This window comes from Acidovorax sp. SDU_ACID1, assembly GCF_045291395.1.
Classification (GTDB): Bacteria; Pseudomonadota; Gammaproteobacteria; order Burkholderiales; family Burkholderiaceae_C; genus MR-S7.
The window spans coordinates 1804730-1825186 of sequence record NZ_CP152342.1 but is presented as its reverse complement, the minus strand read 5'-3'; the positions used below and the strand labels follow the sequence as shown (position 1 = coordinate 1825186).

Sequence of the window (20457 nt, the reverse complement as noted above, 5' to 3'; positions counted from 1 at the left end):
ATTCTCAAGCCGGGATTCGGTCTTCCTCGTTGGTCTCCGTTGTCGGACGCGCCTCGACGACTATGCGGCGCTCGAACTCCACAGGGAGCGGTAGTCCAGCGCGGAATGGCGCTGGTGCGGGTTGCACCAACCCTCGATGTAGCTGAACAACGCGACCTTCGCCTCTGCCTTTGATCGGAAGCTGCGGCGCTCAATCAGCTCGCACTCGAGCGTGGCGAAGAAGCTCTCGCCCATGGCGTTGTCGTACGCGTCACCCACGCTGCCCATCTCGGCGCACCGTTGTCCGAACGCCAGGCTGGTGTACTGGCTTCCCTGGTCCGAGTGGTGGATGATGTCTCGGGGTTTGCGCTGGGCCAACGCCATGTTCAGCGCCGCCAGCACGAGCCCCCGCGGTCATCCTCTCGCCCATCGACCAACCGACCATGCGCCTGCTGAAGACGTCCATCACCACAGCCATGTAGATGAAGCGTGCCCAAGTCGGCACATAGGTCATGTCGGCCACCCACAGCTGGGTGAACCGCCCCGGAACCGGGGCGGTTCACCCGAGGAACGCGCTCGTGCTCTGCGACAACAATACGCGACCATACTGCATCGCCCATTTTCAGATCGGCATAGCGAAGCAACCGCGGCGAGTTGTCGGCGAGGTCGAAAAGCTGATCCAGCTGCGCGCCATAAGAGAGCAGGGTTTGAACGAGGGTGGAAGGCACGGTGGCGTTTGGTGGTATTCAGTGTGAATTGTCGCGAATGGTAGACCGGCGTGCCGAAGAGGTCGAACCAGGGCGAGCCCAGGCGCAACTGATAGCCCAGGGCGGCGGCGGTCCACTGCGTGGCACCCCACACGCCGGCGATGACGATGCAGAGCACCGCTATCACCTCACCAAACAGCACACTCGTTCCCTGCATCCTTGCCTCCTGACATTCCGTTCCGGAGCGGCACGAGCAGGTGCCGCCGACGCAAGGGTCAGGGCTGGTTTAGGGGGCGGCCAAAGACAGATTCGGAAACGATTGAGCGGAGGAAAAGGAGAATTCGTGGCCGGGACGGCAAGAGCAAATCACCGCCCCCCGGGGAGAACTCTGGAGAGGCCTCCTTCTCTTCCAAATTAATCGTCTGCGCCGGCTAACGATTGGCAAGAACGCAACGTTCAAATCGCGCAGGCACTGCCTCAGCCCCGGCAGCAACCCAATTCATGCAAAGGAGATGCTACGCAGACCTCCGGGACCGACGCAGCACCGTGCTCTGCGGAGGAGATGGATACAATGAGAATTGTTCTCATTTTCTACTGTTTGCCCTCTCTTGCCCACCTGAGCAGCTTTTGCATGTCCTCCGGCGAAACCTCCTTCAAGATCCACACGCTGTACAGCGACCACCACGGCTGGCTGCAGAGTTGGTTGCGCCGGCGCGTGGGCCATGCGGGTGACGCGGCCGATCTGGCGCACGATACATTCCTTCGCATCATCCTGACGGGGCGTACACCGGAGGCCGATCAGTCACGCGCCCACCTGACACAGGTCGCCAAAGGCTTGGTGATCGACCTTCACCGCCGCCGTCTGGTGGAGGCCGCCTATATGGATGCCCTGGCGCACCTGCCACAGGCGCAAGCACCCTCGGCCGAGCAGCGTGCGCTGGTCATCGAGGAACTGCTGCTGGTGGACCGCGTACTCGGTGCCCTGCCGGCCAAAGTGCGAGAAGTGTTCCTGCTATCGCAACTCGATGGGCTGACGTACTCCCAAATTGCCCAAACCATGGGCATTTCATTCGCCGCGGTGCGCAAATACATGCTGCGCGCGACCCATTTGCTTCATGCAGAAATGCAGGCGTCGGACGGTGTGAACGGGCTGTGAGCGCCAAGCACGCATCGTCCTCCATGGAATCAGCCCGCGTTCCCGAGTCTCTGATACAGCGGGCGCTGGAATGGCAGGTGACATTCTGGTCGGGCGAGGTCACGGCAGACGAGCGCGCTGCATTCGACCGCTGGCTGGCGCAGGACGCTGAACATGTGCGGGCATGGAGTCAGGTGCAGCGAACTAGCCATCGCGTCCGGTCGCTGACTGGACCGGTGGAAGGCGATGCCCTGCGTGCGGCGGGGGCAGCCCGCCAAGCCGCCACCCGTCGCACGCTGTTGCGGGCCGTGGGGTTGTTCACAGGAGCGGGCGTGGCTGCCTACGCAGCGCGGAGCACGCCACCGATTCAATCGATGCTGGCCGATCACCGTACGAGCCGGGGCGAGCGCAGGGATCTGCTGCTGCCCGACGGCACGCGCCTAGTGCTCAACACGTACAGTGCGATCGACCTGCGGTTCACGGCGCAAGCGCGCGACGTACTCCTGCGAGCGGGCGAGGTCTTCATCGCGACGGCGCCAGACCCGCGGGCCGCCGAGGGACTTGCGCATCGGCCGTTCACTGTACATACGCCACATGGTACCGTGCAAGCCATCGGCACGCGTTTCGCGGTTCGGCTGTCCGATGGGCGGTCCATGGCGTCCGTGGAAGATGGTGCGGTGCTGGTTCAGCCACACCTTGCTGGTTCGGTTCCGGTGCGGCTTGGAACGGGCCAGCGTCTGTGGTTTTCAGAGACGGTGGTGGAGTCGCCCGTCGCATCCATAGCGGGCGATTCGGCCTGGACACGTGGCCTGATGGTGGCAGAACGTATGCGGCTGCAGGATTTTCTGGCCGAATTGGCCCGCTATCGCAGCGGCCTGCTGCGGTGCGACTCTGCCGTTCAGGACCTCGTCGTCTCCGGCGTGTACCCGCTCGACGATACCGATCTGGCTCTGTCGACCTTGGCCCAGGCACTGCCAGTGCGTATCGATCGCCTGACCCGCTACTGGGTGACGGTGCGCGCGAGGCCAGGCTAGAACCAGCGCCATGGGCAGATTTCTCAGGTCGAGCTAAATTTTCTTTCGCTTGCCGTAGCACTTTTTCCTTTTCGTCCGGGATACCAGGTAAGGCCCTCACGCAGGTATGAGGTGGCCGCGAAACCCTCGGAAAGGAAGAACATGTATCAGCGCAACTGCAGCCAACCCAACACGCCGCTCGCTTTTCCCGCCCCTCTCTCTCCCTCGCCGCTGGCGCGCGCAGCGCTGATGATCTGCCTGGCAGTAAGCACCATGGCGCTGCCCCCAGCGGTCCAAGCCCAAACTGCAGCCAGAGCCTCGCCGGTGATGCGGCATGAGATTCCTGCAGGCACGCTGGACCAGGTCCTCAATCGCTTCGCCTCCACGGCGGGCATCATGCTGTCGATCGACGGGGCGCTCACGGCGGGTAAGACGAGCCGAGGCTTGTCAGGCAATTTCAGTGTGCGTGACGGCCTGGCTCAATTGCTGGCGGGCTCGGGGCTGGAGGCTGCAGCCACATCCGGCGGTGGCTATGTTCTGCGATCCGCTCCGTTGCAGCCATCGATCAGCAATGCAACTCTGGAGACCGTCACCGTAACAGCCCGCAATGAATCCCATGCCGAGCTTCCCCCGCCATTCGCAGGCGGCCAGGTCGCGCGGGGTAGCCGGCTGGGTCTGCTGGGCAATCAGGACGTGATGGACACGCCCTTCAATGTGGCCAGCTACACCAGCGAGCTGATGCAGAACCAGCAGTCGGCTACGCTCTCAGACGTGCTGGACAACGACCCGGCTGTGCGCATGAGCTCGCGCGGGCGCAACACCAGTGTGGGCGGAGGTGACAACTTCTTCCTGCGCGGATTCGGGCTGGGCAACCGGGATATTTCGCTCAACGGCTTGTATGGCGTGCTGCCCTATGGCACGCTGTCGCTGGAAACGGTGGAACGCGTGGAAGTGCTTAAAGGCCCGAGCGCGCTGTTGACTGGCATGGCGCCCAGCGGGGGCGTGGGCGGCGCTATCAATGTGGTGCCCAAGCGCGCTACCGACGCACCCATCACACGCCTGACGGCCACCTACGCCTCCGATTCGCTCTGGGGTACACACGTGGACGTGGGCCGGCGCTTTGGCGAGCAGAACCAGCTTGGCGTTCGTGCCAATGGCGTATATCGCAGTGGAGATACCGCAACGGCGGGGCAGTCAGTGAAGTTGGGGGCTGCCTCCGTGGGGCTGGACTATCGAGGCGAGCGGCTTCGCGCTTCGCTGGATCTGGGCTACCAGTCCGACGACGCACGTTCCGCCGCCGTAGGGTATCGCTTGGCGCCAGCACTCACGGCGATTCCCGCCGCGCCAAAGACGGGTGCGCGCTTCGCGCAGGACTGGGAGCGCCGCAAGTACGTGGACGACTACCAGGTTGTGCAGGCGGAGTTTGACGTGTCGTCCTCGCTGATGATTTACGGCGCAGCGGGCGCGCGCGACCACCGGCACAGCAACTACCGCACCGAGTCCCGCATCCTCAATCCGGCGGGTGATCTTTCCACTTCGCCCGTCAACTATCCGGAAACCTCGAAGTCCAGATCGGCCCTGACCGGAGCCCGGGTGAAGTTCGACGCGCTGAGGGCGCGGCATGAAGTCAACTTGGTGGCATCCTCTTTGGACACCAGGGCCGGCTATGGCTTCGCGCAATGGGCCGGTTTCGCTTCCAATCTTTACAACCCCGCCGTCGTTGCTGACCCGCTGTATGCCGGCGCGCCATTCGCGGGCTTCCTCGATACCCGCGAGGCGTCTGAAACGAGGCTGTCGTCGGTGGGTATCTCCGACAGCATTTCCTGGAACGACGATGCGGTGCGCCTTATTCTGGGTGTGCGCCGCCAGAAGGTCACCACAGACAACTACGCAGCGACTGCTCCCGTGAATCCGCGCACCTCCGGCTATGAGCGCGCGGTCAATTCGCCCGCGGTCGGCCTGGTGGTCAAGCCCTGGGACAATGTGTCGCTCTATGCCAACTACATTGAGGGCCTGAGCTCGGGTACCACGGCCCCCGCTGATGCCGAGAACAGCGGCGAGGTCTTCCCGCCGGTGAAGACCAAGCAGAAGGAGCTGGGCATCAAGGTTGATTTCGGACGCATGATCGGCGCCCTGTCGCTGTTCGAGCTCAAGCAGCCCAACGCGATCACCGTGCCCGGCAGCATGCCACTGGCCTACCGCTACGTGATGGATGGCGAGCAGCGCAACCGGGGGATGGAATTCAGCGCATTCGGCGAACTGGCACGCGGCGTGCGGCTGCTGGGCGGCATGACATACCTGCAAGCCAAGCAGGCGCGCACTCAGGGCGGTATCAACGATGGCAAGGACGCCATCGTGGCACCTCGCTGGATCGCCAACGCCGGGCTGGAGTGGGATGCTCCGTTCCTAAGCGGCCTGACACTGACCACGCGCGTGCTGTCCACCGGCAAGCAATATGTGAATGCCGCCAACACCCTCAGGCTGTCCAGCTGGACACGTTGGGACGTCGGCGCGCGATATGAGACACGGGCGCTGGGGCGGCCCCTCACGCTGCGTGCGAACGTTCTGAACGTCGCTGACAGCAACTACTGGGAGGGCAGCGCGGGTTCTGGCGGCATCGTGTTGTCGGCACCGCGCACTGTCAATCTCTCGGCAACGATCGATTTCTGAGCTAGGCGTGCGTCTACGGTCGGTGATCGCGCGGCTGCACAGCTGGATCGGGCTGGTAACCGCGGGCTTTCTGCTGGTCGCAGGCCTCACCGGCGCGCTGTTGGCCTGGTATGACGAGTTGGATGCCTTGCTCGCGCCACAGTTGCTGACGGCATATCCGTTCCCCGGTGCCGAGAAAGCGCTGGATCCCCTGGCACTGCGTGCTCGGTTGGCGCAGATGTATCCGCAGCGGCAGGTCAACCATATCCCGCTGAGCCAGCCTCCGGGGAGGTCGGCCGTCTTCTTTGTCGCGCCAAGTCTAGTCGACGCGAGCAAGCCTGCCTCGCCGATAGTTCAAGTGCTGGTGCAGCCCTATACCGGCGAAGTTCTCGGCGACCGCGTATTGGGCCAGGTCGCGCGCGGTGGCCAGTACGTCATGCCCTTAATCTATCGCCTGCACCATTCGTTGGCACTGGATCTGGCGGGCACGCTGGCCTTGGGCGCCGCGGCGCTGCTGTGGACAGTGGACTGCTTCTTCGGTCTGTGGCTGACCTTGCCGGCCGCCCCGAGCACGCGGCGGCGGACCGGCGGCACAGCCGGCAAGTCCTGGTTGCGGCGGTGGGTGCCGTCGTGGTGGGTACGCTGGCACGGCGGTCGCTACAAACTCACGTTCGATCTTCATCGGGCGGGTGGCCTCTGGGTATGGGCCATGCTTTTCGTCTTCGCGTGGAGCAGCGTGGCGTTCAACCTGACACCGGCTTACGACGCGGTCATGAAAGGCGGCGGCCTGTCGTTCCAGGCCACCGCACGCTCATTGCCGGTACTGGCCGCGCCGCAGGAGCAGCCCGGTCTGAGCTGGCAAGAGGCACTGGAGGTCGGCCGGCAGTTGATGGGACAACAGGCCTTGTCACGGGGGTTCTCCGTGGAACGCGAAGACCTGCTGTACTACGACACGCGGCGCGCGCTGTTCAGCTACTACGTGCTTAGCAGTCTGGACGTGCGGGAACGAGTAGGTCGTACCGTCATCGCCTTCGACGCCAATACCGGCGAACTGCGCCTAGTCTGGTTTCCGACAGGAGCCGCCAGCGGCGACACGATCACCGGCTGGCTGGCCGGACTGCACATGGCCGCTATGTGGGGCTGCCCGTTGCAAGCCGCCGTCACAGTGGTTGGGTTGATGGTAGCCATGCTGAGCGCGACAGGCCTCATGATCTGGCGGCGCAAGAGGGTGTCTCGCAAGAGAGCCAAGACAGATCTTGCACCCACAGCCCGCGCATAGATGTCGCTGCATCACACATGCTCATGGCTCAATCCTCACAGAGTGATGAGCGTATGTAAGCGTACTTCGACAGGGTTCGCCAACGTGCGCTCGACCTCGATTGGGCAGGTATCACGGCAGGCCTTGTGCATACGCGAGGAACAAGGATCTGACCCGCTCAAGCTGTTCGATCCCGTTGTCGCCGAAAACAGGTTGCCCCTAGCCTGCGCGGCATCTTGGGTAGCCGCCAGGTAAAATAGTCGCGGGTGTTGGCTGCATGTCGCAGCAAACAGGTTCATGCGTTGGTCGGGCCGCCGCGCGGAGCTTTTGCGACCATGACTCGATACCCGTCACGGCAGAATTTGCCGCGCGCCCAACTTCTGGCTGAACGCGCTTTCGCGACTTTCGACCGCTTTCTGCATATTGAGGCTGTCAGCGGCATCGTGCTGTTGATCGCAGCGGCCTTCGCCCTGATCTGGGCCAACTCTCCGCTGGCGCCCACTTACCACGCGCTCTGGCACACGCCACTGTCGATTGGGCTGGGAAATCTGGTCTTCGCTCAATCCCTGCATTTCTGGATCAACGATGCGTTGATGACCATATTTTTCTTGGTTGTCGGCATGGAGATCCGCCGCGAGATCCACGAGGGCGCATTGAGCAGTCCCAGGCAAGCCGCTTTGCCATTGGCTGCTGCCGTGGGAGGCGTGGCAGTGCCCACCCTGATCTACCTGTTGTTGAACATGGGGCCCGACAGCCGACATGGCTGGGCCGTTCCCACCGCAACCGACATCGCATTCGCCGTGGGTGTACTGGCGCTGCTTGGCCGCTCCATTCCCGGCAACGTCCGTGTCTTTCTGCTCGCGTTGGCCATCATCGACGACATCGTTGCAGTATTGATCATCGCCTTCTTCTATTCGGGCGGGCTGGACTACAGTGGGTTCGCCGTGGCTGCCGGAGGTATTCTGATAGTGCTGAGCCTGCAACAGATCGGTGTTGGGTCAGCCTATGCGTATGTTGTGCCAGGAGCCATCATCTGGGGCGGCTTGTTGATGACCGGGGCACATCCGACGCTCGCAGGAGTGGTGCTGGGGCTGGTGACTCCCGTGCTGCCGGTGCGAATGCGTGAACGCCCACTCGACATGGTGTCGCGCATTGCCCAGGACTTGCTCGGGCGCGAGGGCAATGAAGCAACAAAGGACACAGCCCGACTCGCAGAACCGCTGCGGCAGCTTCGCCTGGCTCAACGCGAAATGCTGCCGCCAGTGGTTCGGGTGCAAACAGCGCTGCATCCCTGGGTAGCCTTCGGCATCATGCCGCTGTTCGCTCTGGCGAACGCTGGTGTCAGTCTGTCTGGAATCGATCTTTCAGCGGACAACCCGAGGTGGATCATGGTGGGCGTCGCGCTGGCACTGGTTCTCGGAAAACCGCTTGGCGTGGTCGGCCTAAGCTGGATCATGGTGCGACTTGGCTTTTGCAGGCTGCCTCCAGGTGTGTCATGGGAAGGCATCGTCCTGATCGGCCTTCTTGCAGGCATTGGATTCACCATGTCGATCTTCATCGCGATGCTTGCCTTCGATGATGAGAGCCTCTTGGGCGCTGCAAAGCTCGGTGTGTTGTTGGGGTCGCTGATGGCAGCTCTTCTGGGCCTTGTGTGGGGGGCGGTGTACGCGAAGCAACTTCGTGCGAAGTGTCCCCCAGCCGGAGCGGTCAGGCCGCTTTCCACTCGCACAGATTCTTGAGCGAGGACCTGTCCAGTTGCCGGCTGCGCGGCGCTTCGTACGGCGCCGTCCTAACGCGATTGAATGCACCGAAGGCGCAGCATTGTTCTTTGCACCAGCCACGCAAGCAGAACCGTCCCGAAAAGGTAGGTCCAGCCAGCAACATTGGGCGTGAAGCCAAACAGCTCGTACATGGCTGACTTGATCTTGAGGTACATCCAGCCAGTCAATGGATATTCGTCGCAAACAAGTGCCACCACCATGACGGCCATTGCCAGCCAGTCGTCCTTGCGCTGACCCAACGCCATCTTGAGGCGCTCAGGTGTTCGCTTGCGCGCGGCGCCGATCTGGATGGGAACGGAAAGTAAGACCTTGGTCGCCGCAACGACCCAGAAAAACGATGCCGCTGCGCTCATGACAAGTGATGTCGGGAAGGCAGATAAACAGCCATGCGCCCAACAGCGGCACCAGGAAGGCAGAGACGGCCAGCAGGAAGTGCAGAAGCTCACGCATGGTTCGCGGTGCTGTCGGCCTTCAAGGCCGAACGGCGCACATGCCAGTCCAGAAGCGAGCGCAATATGCGAAACCATGCTGCGAAGCAACCGATGGCGCAGAGAACAAAAAAATGTCTTGCAGGTACTGCGGCATTGAATCAAGGATCGAAATTCCAAACCCTCGAAACCATATCTCCGCGCGTCAGAACGCGTCGTAAATTCGACGTAAATTCTCCGCGCGGAATGAATGCCCCAGCCCGCTCCTGAACGAGGATATTGCAATGCGAGCCCGCGCTTCCAAGCGCGCTCGTCACGAGCCTGTCCGCGAGAATTTACGAAGAATTTATGCCCAGGCGGCCATTGTGAATGGATTCTTTACGCGGCCTCATTGAACACTGCAGGCTGGCAATTTCGCCATTCGCTTGCAAGAACAATATGCGCCTCGGGCAATTCAAATTCAGGGCAGGTTTCGCCGCAGCGGGCGTCGCGGCAATGGCCGCGCTGCCCTCGACAGCGGCCGCGCAATTCACCGGCAATGTGGGCCTCACCTCGGACTACGTGTGGAGAGGCACTTCGCAGACGCGCGAGAAGCCGGCCATCCAGGGCGGCCTCAAGTACACCCACGAGTCGGGCCTATACGCTTCCGTGTGGGGATCCAACGTCAAGTTCAAGCCGGACAACGGCGCCACCAGCGAATTCGACATCGCGCTGGGCTGGAGCGGCAAGCTCGCGGAGGACTGGGCCCTGGACGTCTACTACCTGCGCTACCAGTACCCCGGTTCGGACGTCGGCCTGAACTGGAACGAGGTCAACGCCGCCGTCACCTGGCGCGACAACTACTGGCTCGCCGTGGGGCACTCCACGAACGCGATGGCCAGCAAAACCAGCGGCACCTACGCGCTGGTCGGTGCGCGCTACCCGATCAACGACCAGTGGCGGATGGAGGGAACGCTGGCCCGCTACATCCTCGACAGCGCCTACGCGGACAGCTACACGCATGGCTCGGTCGGCGTCGTGTGGGCCTTCAAGGCGCCGTTCGAGGCACGCCTGACGCTGCACGGCACCGACTCGGTGGCCAAGCGGCTGTTCCCCGGCATGGCGGGCACGCGCGCGGAGCTGGCGCTGCAGGCCTCTTTCTGATGGGGCCGACGATGGTCCTGACCCCTTGTCTTAACGGCATCCACGGAGTTCTACACCATGGCTGAGTCTCTTCTGCTTCTCATTCTGCTTATCGCGCTTGGCTGGCCGTTAGGGCGCTATCTGGCCGCGGTCATGCGCGGCGCGCCGATGCGCGGCGACACGCTGTTCGGCTGGATCGAAAGCCCGATCTACGCTGCGCTGGGCACGCGCCCCCATGCGGGCATGAGCTGGCGCGGCTACGCCGGTGCCTTCCTGCTGTCCAACCTGCTGCTGGCCATCGTGGTCTGGATCATCTTCATGACCCAGGCCTGGCTCCCGCTCAACCCCGATGGCGTACCCAACATGAGCTGGGACCTCGCGCTGCACACCATGGTGTCGTTCCTGACGAACACCAACCAGCAGCATTACTCCGGCCAGGCACAGCTGTCCTACCTGTCGCAGATGACGGGCATCGTTGGACTGCAGGTCATTACGCCCGTGATGGGGCTGGCAATAGTGGCGGCCACCCTGCGCGGCCTCTTAGGCGGCCGCCAGGCCATGGAACGCGGTGAAGGCGTGACGGCTACACCGGTGGAAGCGGTCGATGTCGGCAACTACTGGGCCGACGTGGTCCGCGCAACGCTGCGCATCGTGCTGCCGCTGTGCCTGGTGTGGTCGGTGCTTCTGACCTGGCAAGGCGTTCCGGCAACGCTGGCTGCCAGTCATGTGGCAACACCCGTTGAGGCCACAGCCGAATTCAAGGAACAGAAGATTCCGCTGGGCCCGGTCGCGCCCATGGTCGCCATCAAGCAGCTCGGCAGCAATGGCGGCGGCTGGTATGGCCCCAACAGCGCCGTACCGCTGGAGAATCCCACGCCCCTGTCGAACTTCCTGGAAACCCTGGCGATCTGCCTGATTCCGGTGAGCATCATCTTCATGATCGCGCCGTTCACGGGACGCCGCAAGTTCGGCGCAATGGTGTTCGGCACGATGCTGGCCATGTCCGTGGTGTCCGTAGGTCTGTCCCTGTGGTCGGAGGGCCATTCCGCCACGGCCACCGACATCGCCCTGATGGAGGGCAAGGAAGTCCGGCTCGGTGCCGACGCCTCCGCCCTGTGGGCATCCGTGACCACCCAGGTGAACAACGGTTCAGTCAACTCGATGCTGGACTCCACCGCGCCGCTGACCGGCATGGTGTCGATGGTCAATATGCTGATCAATTCCATCTGGGGCGGCGTAGGCTGCGGGCTGCAGCAGTTCATCGTCTATCTGCTGCTGTCTGTCTTCCTGGCCGGACTGATGACCGGCCGCACGCCGGAGCTGTTCGGCCGCAAGATCGAAGGGCCTGAGGTAAAGCTGCTGGCCATCCTGGTGCTGCTGCAGCCGCTGGTCATCCTCGGCTTCACTGCAGTGACGCTGGCGGTGCCCAGCCTCACGGGTAATTCGAACCCGGGCTTCCATGGCATCAGCCAGGTGTTCTACGAGTACGTCTCAGCGTTTGCCAACAACGGCTCCGGCTTCGAGGGGCTGGGTGACGCCACGATGTGGTGGAACGTCAGTTGCGCCATCGTGCTGGCCGCCGGTCGCTTTCCCGCCCTGGTGATTCCGCTGGCCATCGCCACGATGCTGGCAGCCAAACGCCGCGCCCCCGAGGGCTCGGGCACGCTCCATGTCGAAACGCCGACCTTCGCGCTGACGCTGATCGGCATCGTCATCATCCTCACGCTGCTGCAGTTCATGCCGGTGCTGGTCCTGGGGCCCATCGCCGACCACCTCGCGCTGACGCAACTGCTCGCCCGCTGAAAGGGAGTCTCACATGACCACCACACACACTCAAACACCGGTGGACGCGGACCGGGGCCTGCTGCCCGCGCTCATCGAATCCTTCAAGAAGCTGGCGCCCCAACACGCTATCAAGAATCCGGTGATGGCGGTGGTGTGGCTCGGCACGCTGGTCACCGCCGCGGCGACCTTCGCGGGCTGGACCCGCACGGGCTTCGGCTGGGCGGTAACCATCATCCTGCTCATCACCGTCGTGTTCGCGAACTTCGCTGAATCCGTGGCCGAGGCGCGCGGGCGAGGTCAGGCGGCATCCCTGCGCCGCGCGCGCAAAGACCTCGTGGCGCGCCGCCTGGACAAGTCGGGGCGCGAGACCAGCGTCCCCGCCGCGGAACTGCGCCCGGACGACCGCGTCGTGGTGGAAGAAGGCCAGCTGATTCCCGCCGACGGCGAGATCGTCGAGGGTCTGGCGACCATCAACGAGGCCGCAGTCACAGGTGAATCGGCTCCCGTGCTGCGCGAAGCCGGTACCGACCGTTCCGGCGTGATCGGCGGCACCAAGGTGCTTTCCGACCGCATCGTCGTACGTGTCACGGCCGAACCGGGCAACAGCTTCCTGGACCGCATGATCGCGCTGGTTGAAGGATCCAACCGCCAGAAGACGCCCAACGAAATCGCCCTGGGCATCGTGCTCGCGGTGATGACGCTGACCTTCCTCATCGTGGTCGTCACGTTGCCCTTCATCGGCGGCTTCGTGGACGTGCAGGTCAACGTCGTGTTGCTGGTGGCGCTGCTGGTGTGCCTGATCCCGACCACCATCGGCGGCCTGCTGCCGGCCATCGGCATTGCCGGCATGAACCGCGCACTGCAGGCCAACGTGCTGGCCAAGTCGGGCAAGGCCGTGGAGGTGGCCGGCGACGTGGACGTGCTGCTGCTGGACAAGACGGGCACCATCACCTACGGCGACCGCCAGGCAACCGCCTTCCATGCACTGGCCAGCGTGGATGCCTCGCAGTTGCGCCAGGCTGCCCTGCTGGCCTCGCTGGCCGACCCGACGCCCGAAGGCAAATCCATCGTGAAGCTTGCCCGCGAAAAAGGCGAGAAACTCGTCGATCCAGAGCACGCGCACTTCGTCCCCTTCACTGCGCAAACACGCATGTCCGGCGTGGACCTGCCGGGCGGACGCGTGATCCGCAAGGGCGCCATCGATGCCATCAGCAGCCATGTCAAGGCGCTCGACGGGCGGGTGCCTGCAGAGCTGCAGGCGCGCGTGGACGCCGTGGCGCGCAAGGGCGCGACGCCGCTGGTGGTGAGCGACGGCCGCCACATCCTCGGCGTGATCGAGCTTTCCGACGTCATCAAGCGGGGCATCAAGGAGCGTTTTGCACGCTTGCGCGAGATGGGCGTGAAGACAGTGATGATCACCGGCGACAACAAGCTCACGGCAGCCAGCATCGCCGCCGATGCCGGCGTGGACGACTACATCGCCGAAGCCAAGCCCGAAGACAAGCTTGCGCGCATCCGCGCCGAGCAGGCTGGCGGGCGCCTGGTGGCCATGGTCGGCGACGGTACCAACGACGCACCGGCGCTGGCCCAGGCCGACGTGGGCCTGGCGATGAACTCCGGCACGCAGGCGGCTAAGGAGGCCGGCAACATGGTCGATCTTGACTCCGACCCGGCCAAGCTGCTGGCGATCGTTGAGATCGGCAAGCAGCAACTGATCACGCGCGGTGCGCTGACCACCTTCTCGCTGGCCAACGACGTCTCCAAGTACTTCGCCATCCTGCCGGCGCTGTTTGCCGCTGCGATCCCGTCGATGGCGGCGCTGAACGTCATGAACCTGTCGAGCCCGTCGAGCGCGGTGCTGTCGGCGCTGATTTTCAACGCGATCGTCATCCCGGCGCTGATCCCGCTGGCGCTGCGCGGCGTGCGCTTCAAGCCCGCCAGCGCGACCCACCTGCTGCGCAACAACATGCTGATCTACGGCGTGGGTGGCATCCTGCTGCCTTTCCTCGCGATCAAGCTGATCGACGTCGTGTTGGCGGCCCTGTTCAACCTGTGAGGAGTTCTTCCATGACCATGATTGCATCCCTGGCCGCCAACGCGCGCAATTCCGGCGCAGCCACTCCCCCGTTGGTGGACCGGGGCGCCTGGCGCGGCGCCATCGGGCTGACGATCCTGTCGCTGGCCGGCTTCGGATTTCTCTACTCGCTCGCCGGTGTCGGTCTCGGGCAGGCGCTGTTCCCGCGCACGGCCAACGGCAGTGTGATCGAGCAGGCTGGCAAGGTGATCGGCTCCGAACTGGTGTCCCAGCCTTTTGCGAGCGACAGGTACTTCCAACCGCGTCCCTCGGCGGCCGGCTACAACCCTATGGCGCTGGCCGGCAGCAACCAGGCGCGGACCAACCCGGATCTGCGCAAGCGCCTGGAGGAAGCGCGTGCGGCCGTGGCTCAGCGCGAAGGCGTCGATCCCTCGACCGTGCCCGGAGATCTCTTCACCCAGTCCGGCGGGGGCATCGACCCGCACGTCAGTCCGGAGGGGGCGGCGATCCAGATCGCACGCGTGGCGCGCGTACGGGGCCTCGGCTCCGAAGTCGTGCAAAAAGTCGTTGCGGAGCACACGCAGGACCGGCAGTTCGGCGTGCTGGGCAGCCCACGCGTCAACGTCCTGACCCTGAACCTGGCCCTAGACGCACTGGCGGCCGCGCCGCAACCCGCCACTGCAGCCAAACCGGCTGCAAGCCAATGAGAGACAACCCGGATGAGCGTACTGAGCCAGTACTTGGCGGTCAGGGACATCCTTCTGGATGTCCACGCGACAAGCAAACTGCAGTTGTTCGAGATGATCGGCAAGCATATGGAGACGGCGCATGGGGTGCCAGCCGACTCCGTGGCGTCATCCCTGCAGCGTCGCGAACTCGCGGGCTCGACCGCGCTCGGCCACGGTGTGGCCATTCCGCATGCGCAGATCAGAGAGCTGGATCGCATCCGCCTCGTCTATGTACGCCCTGCGCCCGCGCTGGCATTCGACACTCCGGACAACCAACCCGTGTCGAACGTCGTGGCTCTGATGGTGCCGTCGCCGGCGACCCAAGACCACCTGGACGTCCTGGCCCATCTGGCGTCCCTGTTCTCGGATCAGCAATTCAGAAAGGCGTTGCAAGGGTGCCAGGGCGAAATCCAGGTCAAAGAAACTTTCGAACGTTGGCCGCTTTGAAGCGTGCAGCGTCCTGCGGTAGCGCTGTACCCGCCGCTCCGGATGTCCGGGGAGTAGCCTTGTTCATGAGTGCGATCTGTAGCAGCACGAGCATCGAGTTGGTGCTGTACTGCTGCCCTGCCTGCCAGCAAGCGTCCTCCTCGTTTCCGGCCAACGACGTTGGGCGAGCAGCCATACGTCTGTTTTGCTCCAGCCTACGCACGCCCCTTCGCATCGCGGTCTAGGGCACGCGCGCCGTGGACTTGGCGCTCTACTTGGGCAAGGGTGCCAATCGCAGGGTCGCTATCCTTTTCCAGTTGACGCCTTCGGCCGAGCAGTTGGCCCTGTATGCGGCGCGCTACCTTTGAGACGGTCCTGCTGATGCATAGGGCCTTTCTGCCGATCACCATCATCACCAACAACGGGGACAGAAAGCCATGGGAGCAGATAACACGGAGCAAGCCGACGCGCTGATCGGTGAATTGCGGCGCCAGGCTGCGGGCCGGCTTACCGTCTTCTTGGGCGCCGCTCCCGGCGTCGGCAAGACCTACGCCATGCTGGCACGTGCCCGCGAGCTCCATCGCCAGGGCATGGATGTGGTGATCGGCATCATTGAGACGCATGGTCGCAGTGAGACCCAGGCCATGCTGGAGGGGCTGCCGCAGCTACCACGCAAGCAGGTCGACTATCAGGGACGGACTCTGGAGGAGATGGACCTTGATGGCCTGCTGGCCCGCAAGCCAGCCATTGCCCTGGTGGATGAACTGGCACACCGGAACGCGCCCGGAAGCCGCCATGAGCGCCGCTGGCAGGACGTCGAGGAATTGCTGAACGCGGGCATAGACGTCTACACCACGGTGAACATCCAGCACCTGGAGAGCCTGAACGACGTCGTGCACCAGATCACCGGCATCCGGGTCAGCGAGACGGTGCCGGACGCGGTGTTCGAGCGCCTGCGGGATATCCGCCTAGTGGATCTGCCGGCGCGCGAGCTGATCGAGCGCCTGAACCAGGGCAAGGTCTACCTGCCCGAGCAGGCAGCGCAGGCCCTGCAGGCCTTCTTCTCGCCGTCCAATCTCACGGCGCTGCGTGAGCTGGCGATGCAGACCGTGGCCGAACACGTGGACACGGACCTGCGCGAAAAGCGCACCGCCCGTGGACTGGCGGACATCGCGATCCAGCGCCACGTTCTCATCGCCATTGACGGCAAGGGTCAGTCGGAATACCTGGTGCGCGCCGGCGCGCGCATCGCGGAGCGCCGAGGCGCGCCGTGGTCAGTCGTGACCGTGGACACAGGACACTCCGCCGATGCTGCGCTGCACGCTGAAGACCTGGATCGATCTGCGGCGCAGCGCCACTCGCTGGCACACGTCGAGCAGCAGCGCCAGATGGAACTCGACAAGGCTTTTGCTCTGGCGCGCAACCTGGGCGGCGAAACCGAGGTATTGCACAACACCGATGTCACTCAAGCCCTGCTGGATGCCGCGGCCGCGCGCGGCGCGCGCTCCATAGTGATCGGCCGCACGCGCGAGCGACCGATCGCCCGCATTTTCAACCGCACGCTGACGCAGCAGTTGCTGCAACGGGGCGCACGGTACGAACTGACGATCGTCAGCACGCCGCAAGCACGGCAGCGCGGCCGTCGCTTTCAGGACCTGGCAGGCGAGCGATTGGCCAAAGGGGAACCTGCGCTGATCGTGCTGGCAACCCTAGGCGCGATCGCGGCGGCCGCCATCGCCGAGCGGCTCGTTGACCTCGAGGATCTTTCCACGGTATTCCTGATCGCCGTGCTGCTCGTCGCCTCGCGTACGCGAATGGTGGCTGCGGTAGTTACTGCGGTGCTGTGCTTCATCGCGTACGACTTCCTGTTCATCGAGCCACGGTTCACCTTCCTCATCAGCGCGCAACGGGGCGTCGCCACCGTCCTGCTGTTCATGGCCGCGGCGCTGATCGCGGGTCGCCTGGCTTCAAGATTGCGCATGCAGGTCGTGTCGTTGCGGGCCGCGAACACGCATGCGACGGCCATGCAGAACCTGGCGCGGCAGCTCTCCAAGGCTGCCGACCTTGGACAGGTCATCACGGCCAGCGCATCCGTTCTGCAATCGACCCTGAGCGCGCAGACCTGGCTGCGCATCAACGGAGAATCCGGACCTGCTGCCGCAACCAATGATTTGACGGAGAAAGACATGGTGGCCGCCGACTGGAGCCAGCAGCATGGTCAACCCAGCGGCCGCTACACCGACACGCTCACGAATTCCAGTTGGTGGTTCCTGCCGATCCGCTCGGATCAGGACACGATCGGGGTCGTTGGACTGCGATTCCCATCGGCGATGGGGCGCCTTTCATTCGAACAGCGGCGCCTGGCAGAGAGCATGACGGAGGACATCGGTCAGGCGGCACTGCGAGCACGGTTGGTCTCGGAATTGGAGGTCGCCCGCGTCTCGGGGGAGACCGAGCGCCTGCGTTCAGCGCTTCTGTCCTCGGTGTCGCACGACCTGCGGTCCCCGCTGGCCTCGATGATCGGGGCCGCCGATAGCCTGGCCCAGTACGGCAAGGACATGGGCCCTGAAGACCGCAGCAGCCTGCTGGACACCATCCGTGTGGAGGGCGAACGACTGGACCGGTACATCCAGAATCTGCTCGACATGACCCGCCTGGGGCAGCAGGGACTGACCCTGGAGCGGGACTGGATCGGAGTGGACGAGCTCGTGGGCTCGGCAGCACGCCGCCTGCAGCGTTACGAGCCAAATGTAAGAATGGAGAGCGAGATCGATCCCCAGATCGGCCTGATCCACGTGCATCCCGCATTGATCGAACAGGCGATCTTCAACGTCCTGGAGAATGCTGCCAAGTTCTCGCCCACTGGCGAACCTGTCAAAGTGCAGGCCAAGCTGACAGAGGGCGACACGGTGCGCATCGACGTCACCGACCAGGGACCAGGCATCCCTGCCGACGAGCGGCGCCGGATCTTCGACATGTTCTACAGTGTGGAGCGCGGCGATCGTGGCAAGCAGGGAACCGGTCTGGGCCTAACAATCGTGCAGGGCATCGTGGGCGCCCACATGGGCAAGGTCGAAGCCCTGCCGGGCCACAACGACCGCGGAACCACAGTACGCATCATCCTGCCCACGGGCGAACGGCCGCCCTCCGGGAGTTGAAGACATGAGGCAAGAGCGCGACTCGACACTGGCCCCGCGCGTTCTCGTCATCGACGACGAGCCGCAGATCCGCAAGTTCATCGACATCAGCCTGCGATCGCAGGGCTATGCCACCCTGCTGGCGGAGACCGGCCAGCAAGGCCTCGCCCAGCTCGCCAGCAAGGGCGCGGACATCGTGGTGCTGGACTTGGGCCTGCCTGACATCGACGGCCGGGACGTCTTGCGGGAGTTGCGGCAGTGGTCACGGGTGCCGGTCATTGTGGTCACCGTGCGCTCCGGTGAAGAAGAGAAGGTTGCCCTACTGGACGCAGGCGCCAACGACTACGTCACCAAACCCTTCGGGATCGGAGAGCTGATGGCGCGCGTGCGTGCGCTGCTGCGCAACGCCGCCGTCCCTGCCGACACCGCGCAAGCCTACGATGACGGCGTCCTGCGAGTCGACGTCACCAACAGGGAAGTCAAGCTGCATGGACAGCCGGTCGGGCTCACGCGCAAGGAGTTCGCGCTGCTGTCGCTGCTTGTGCAGCAACCAGGCCGACTCATCACCCAGTCTCAATTGCTGCGCGAGATGTGGGGCCCCACCCACGAGGAAGATGCACACTACCTGCGCATTCTGGTTGGAAAGCTGCGTCAGAAGCTGGGCGACGATGCTTCCTCGCCGCGCTACATCATCACCGAACCTGGCGTGGGATTGAGGTTCGCGCCCGATCACACACCCCCTTGAGCGCGACGCCTGGTCAAGCGCGGCAATCGCCGACATGGACCTTTGCCTTTCACAGTTTCTGCAACCATGAAGCCTCATGGCAAGAGCGATAGCCCTGAACCAGCCGCCTGATTTGTGGTCCGCTTGATGGATATCGGACATCACAAGCGAAGGCATATGACCAATTGCGCCAGATCAGGACAAAACGTCCCACGGCACTCCGCCAAGCACCAGCCGTTAAGCATTCTGTAGATAATGTGACGATATGCATGTGCTGCGTTCATCCTCAACACTGACTCGCCTTGTCCTGGCGTTGTTTGTGTTGATGCTGGGCTCCGCCATTGCATCTCCGATCGTCCATCCGACGAAGACGGAGATGGTCTGTACGACAGGTGGCGTCATGAAAATGATCGTCACCAGCGAAGACGGCCAGACTCTGGAGTTGGGACAGCACACGCTCGACTGTTCCCTGTGCCTTCCGGCCGGGCTACCTGCAGTTCCGCCGGTCATCTCCTTCGCATTGCCACAACCGCTGGCACATGCACTGCGCCCTGAAGTCGCCGCGCATATCGCAGCACTCGTTGGCGCCCCGCTGCCACCACGCGGCCCGCCGACTCTCATCTGAGCTCCTGACGTAGCCCATGGCTGGCTCGGCCGGTCCTTCCATCCCTGGATGGCCGGCCTGCTCCGCTGCCTGAGGAAGTCATTCTCGGCCCATGCCGCGCATGCCTACGTCCGTCTTGGCCGGCCTGCGCGACCTTCTGGCGCGTCGGCACACGCCGATCCACGTTCGCTTTTCTCACCGTAGAGGGTTGCAATGCATCCAATCTTGTCGTGGTCGAGCAGGACGCCGCCTCTGGCAGAGGCGCGCGTTTCTCTGACGTTTTCTCCTACCCCACCGTCGAAATCACAGGGGTGCCTGTGACCACAGCACAACCATTCGAAGGCAGAGGGCGTCGCACTGCGATGCTTGGCGCTGCAGGCCTGATAGGCTTGTCTTTGGCTGGCTGCAAAAGGGCTCCTTCGCAGCAATTCCATGGTGTCGACATCACCGGCGCTACCTATGCCAAGGATTTCAGCCTGACGGATCCGAATGGGAAGACCCGCACGCTGGCCGACTTCAAGGGCAAGGCCATCATGATGTTCTTCGGCTTCACTCAGTGCCCAGATGTCTGTCCAACAGCCCTTGTTCGCGCCGCCACGGTCAAGCAGTTGCTCGGTGCGGACGGCGACCGACTGCAGGTGATCTTCGTTACGGTCGATCCTGAGCGCGACACGCCGGAAATCCTGAAGGCCTACACCGCGGCTTTCGACCCCAGTTTCCTGGGCCTCTATGGTGATCTCAAGCATACCGAAGAGACCGCCAAGGACTTCAAGGTGTTCTACAAGAAAGTGCCGACAGGGTCCTCCTACACCATGGACCACAGCGCGCTCAGCTATGTCTACGACCCGGACGGCAAGCTTCGCCTCGTGCTGCGCCATACGCAAAGCGCCGAGGAATACGCAGCCGACCTGCGCCAGCTCCTGCACCCCGCCTAAACCCATCCATA

15 protein-coding genes and 1 pseudogene are annotated in these 20457 nt (G+C 63.7%); 14 read left to right on the top strand and 2 right to left on the bottom strand.

The genetic code is table 11. The features are described from left to right. Window positions 1–4: 4 nt before the first annotated feature. Window positions 5–520, bottom strand: a pseudogene (locus AAG689_RS08970) (IS3 family transposase); the annotation flags it as partial. Between the two features lie 797 nt (window positions 521–1317). Between AAG689_RS08970 and AAG689_RS08965 the strand changes: the two are divergent. From AAG689_RS08965 to nhaA, 5 genes are all read left to right on the top strand, one after another. Beyond that, window positions 1318–1842, top strand: coding sequence for a sigma-70 family RNA polymerase sigma factor (locus AAG689_RS08965; RefSeq protein WP_406625640.1), 525 nt, complete (start codon window positions 1318–1320; stop codon window positions 1840–1842). A 23-nt stretch (window positions 1843–1865) separates the two neighbouring features. Continuing rightward, entirely contained in the window at window positions 1866–2855 is a 990-nt protein-coding gene (locus AAG689_RS08960) for a FecR domain-containing protein (RefSeq protein ID WP_406625639.1), read from the top strand. Between the two features lie 141 nt (window positions 2856–2996). Next, window positions 2997–5504 carry a TonB-dependent siderophore receptor gene (locus AAG689_RS08955; RefSeq protein ID WP_406625638.1) on the top strand — a complete coding sequence of 836 codons (2508 nt, stop codon included), beginning with the start codon at window positions 2997–2999 and terminating at the stop codon, window positions 5502–5504. Between the two features lie 22 nt (window positions 5505–5526). Further along, a complete protein-coding gene (locus tag AAG689_RS08950; protein WP_406625637.1) occupies window positions 5527–6762 on the top strand; it encodes a PepSY-associated TM helix domain-containing protein in 1236 nt (411 codons plus the stop codon). A 314-nt stretch (window positions 6763–7076) separates the two neighbouring features. After that, window positions 7077–8480, top strand: coding sequence for a Na+/H+ antiporter NhaA (gene nhaA / locus AAG689_RS08945; RefSeq protein WP_406625636.1), 1404 nt, complete (start codon window positions 7077–7079; stop codon window positions 8478–8480). A 50-nt stretch (window positions 8481–8530) separates the two neighbouring features. Here nhaA and AAG689_RS08940 read toward each other — a convergent pair whose 3' ends face one another. Further along, a complete protein-coding gene (locus AAG689_RS08940) occupies window positions 8531–8875 on the bottom strand; it encodes a hypothetical protein (RefSeq protein WP_406625635.1) in 345 nt (114 codons plus the stop codon). A 513-nt stretch (window positions 8876–9388) separates the two neighbouring features. Here AAG689_RS08940 and AAG689_RS08935 point away from each other — a divergent pair. The 9 genes from AAG689_RS08935 (at window position 9389) to AAG689_RS08895 (ending at window position 20446) form a co-directional block, all read left to right on the top strand. Then, a complete protein-coding gene (locus AAG689_RS08935) occupies window positions 9389–10093 on the top strand; it encodes a TorF family putative porin (protein ID WP_406625634.1) in 705 nt (234 codons plus the stop codon). Window positions 10094–10150: 57 nt separating this feature from the next. Next, on the top strand, window positions 10151–11875 hold the full coding sequence (gene kdpA, locus AAG689_RS08930) for a potassium-transporting ATPase subunit KdpA (RefSeq protein ID WP_406625633.1): 1725 nt from the start codon (window positions 10151–10153) through the stop codon (window positions 11873–11875). 13 nt (window positions 11876–11888) lie between these two features. Further along, window positions 11889–13913 (top strand): potassium-transporting ATPase subunit KdpB, encoded by a 2025-nt coding sequence (kdpB, locus tag AAG689_RS08925; RefSeq protein ID WP_406625632.1) that lies wholly within the window; start codon window positions 11889–11891, stop codon window positions 13911–13913. 11 nt (window positions 13914–13924) lie between these two features. After that, window positions 13925–14599, top strand: coding sequence for a potassium-transporting ATPase subunit KdpC (gene kdpC / locus AAG689_RS08920; protein ID WP_406625631.1), 675 nt, complete (start codon window positions 13925–13927; stop codon window positions 14597–14599). Between the two features lie 12 nt (window positions 14600–14611). Further along, window positions 14612–15067, top strand: coding sequence for a PTS sugar transporter subunit IIA (locus AAG689_RS08915; protein WP_406625630.1), 456 nt, complete (start codon window positions 14612–14614; stop codon window positions 15065–15067). A gap of 416 nt (window positions 15068–15483) precedes the next feature. Then, complete coding sequence (locus AAG689_RS08910; RefSeq protein WP_406625629.1) at window positions 15484–18204, top strand: ATP-binding protein; 2721 nt, start codon at window positions 15484–15486, stop codon at window positions 18202–18204. Window positions 18205–18208: 4 nt separating this feature from the next. Further along, on the top strand, window positions 18209–18928 hold the full coding sequence (locus tag AAG689_RS08905) for a response regulator (RefSeq protein WP_406625628.1): 720 nt from the start codon (window positions 18209–18211) through the stop codon (window positions 18926–18928). 244 nt (window positions 18929–19172) lie between these two features. Further along, the gene (locus AAG689_RS08900) at window positions 19173–19532 is read left to right on the top strand and encodes a hypothetical protein (protein WP_406625627.1); all 360 of its coding nucleotides are present in this window, start codon (window positions 19173–19175) and stop codon (window positions 19530–19532) included. Window positions 19533–19873: 341 nt separating this feature from the next. After that, window positions 19874–20446, top strand: coding sequence for an SCO family protein (locus AAG689_RS08895; RefSeq protein WP_406626314.1), 573 nt, complete (start codon window positions 19874–19876; stop codon window positions 20444–20446). Window positions 20447–20457 lie beyond the last annotated feature (11 nt).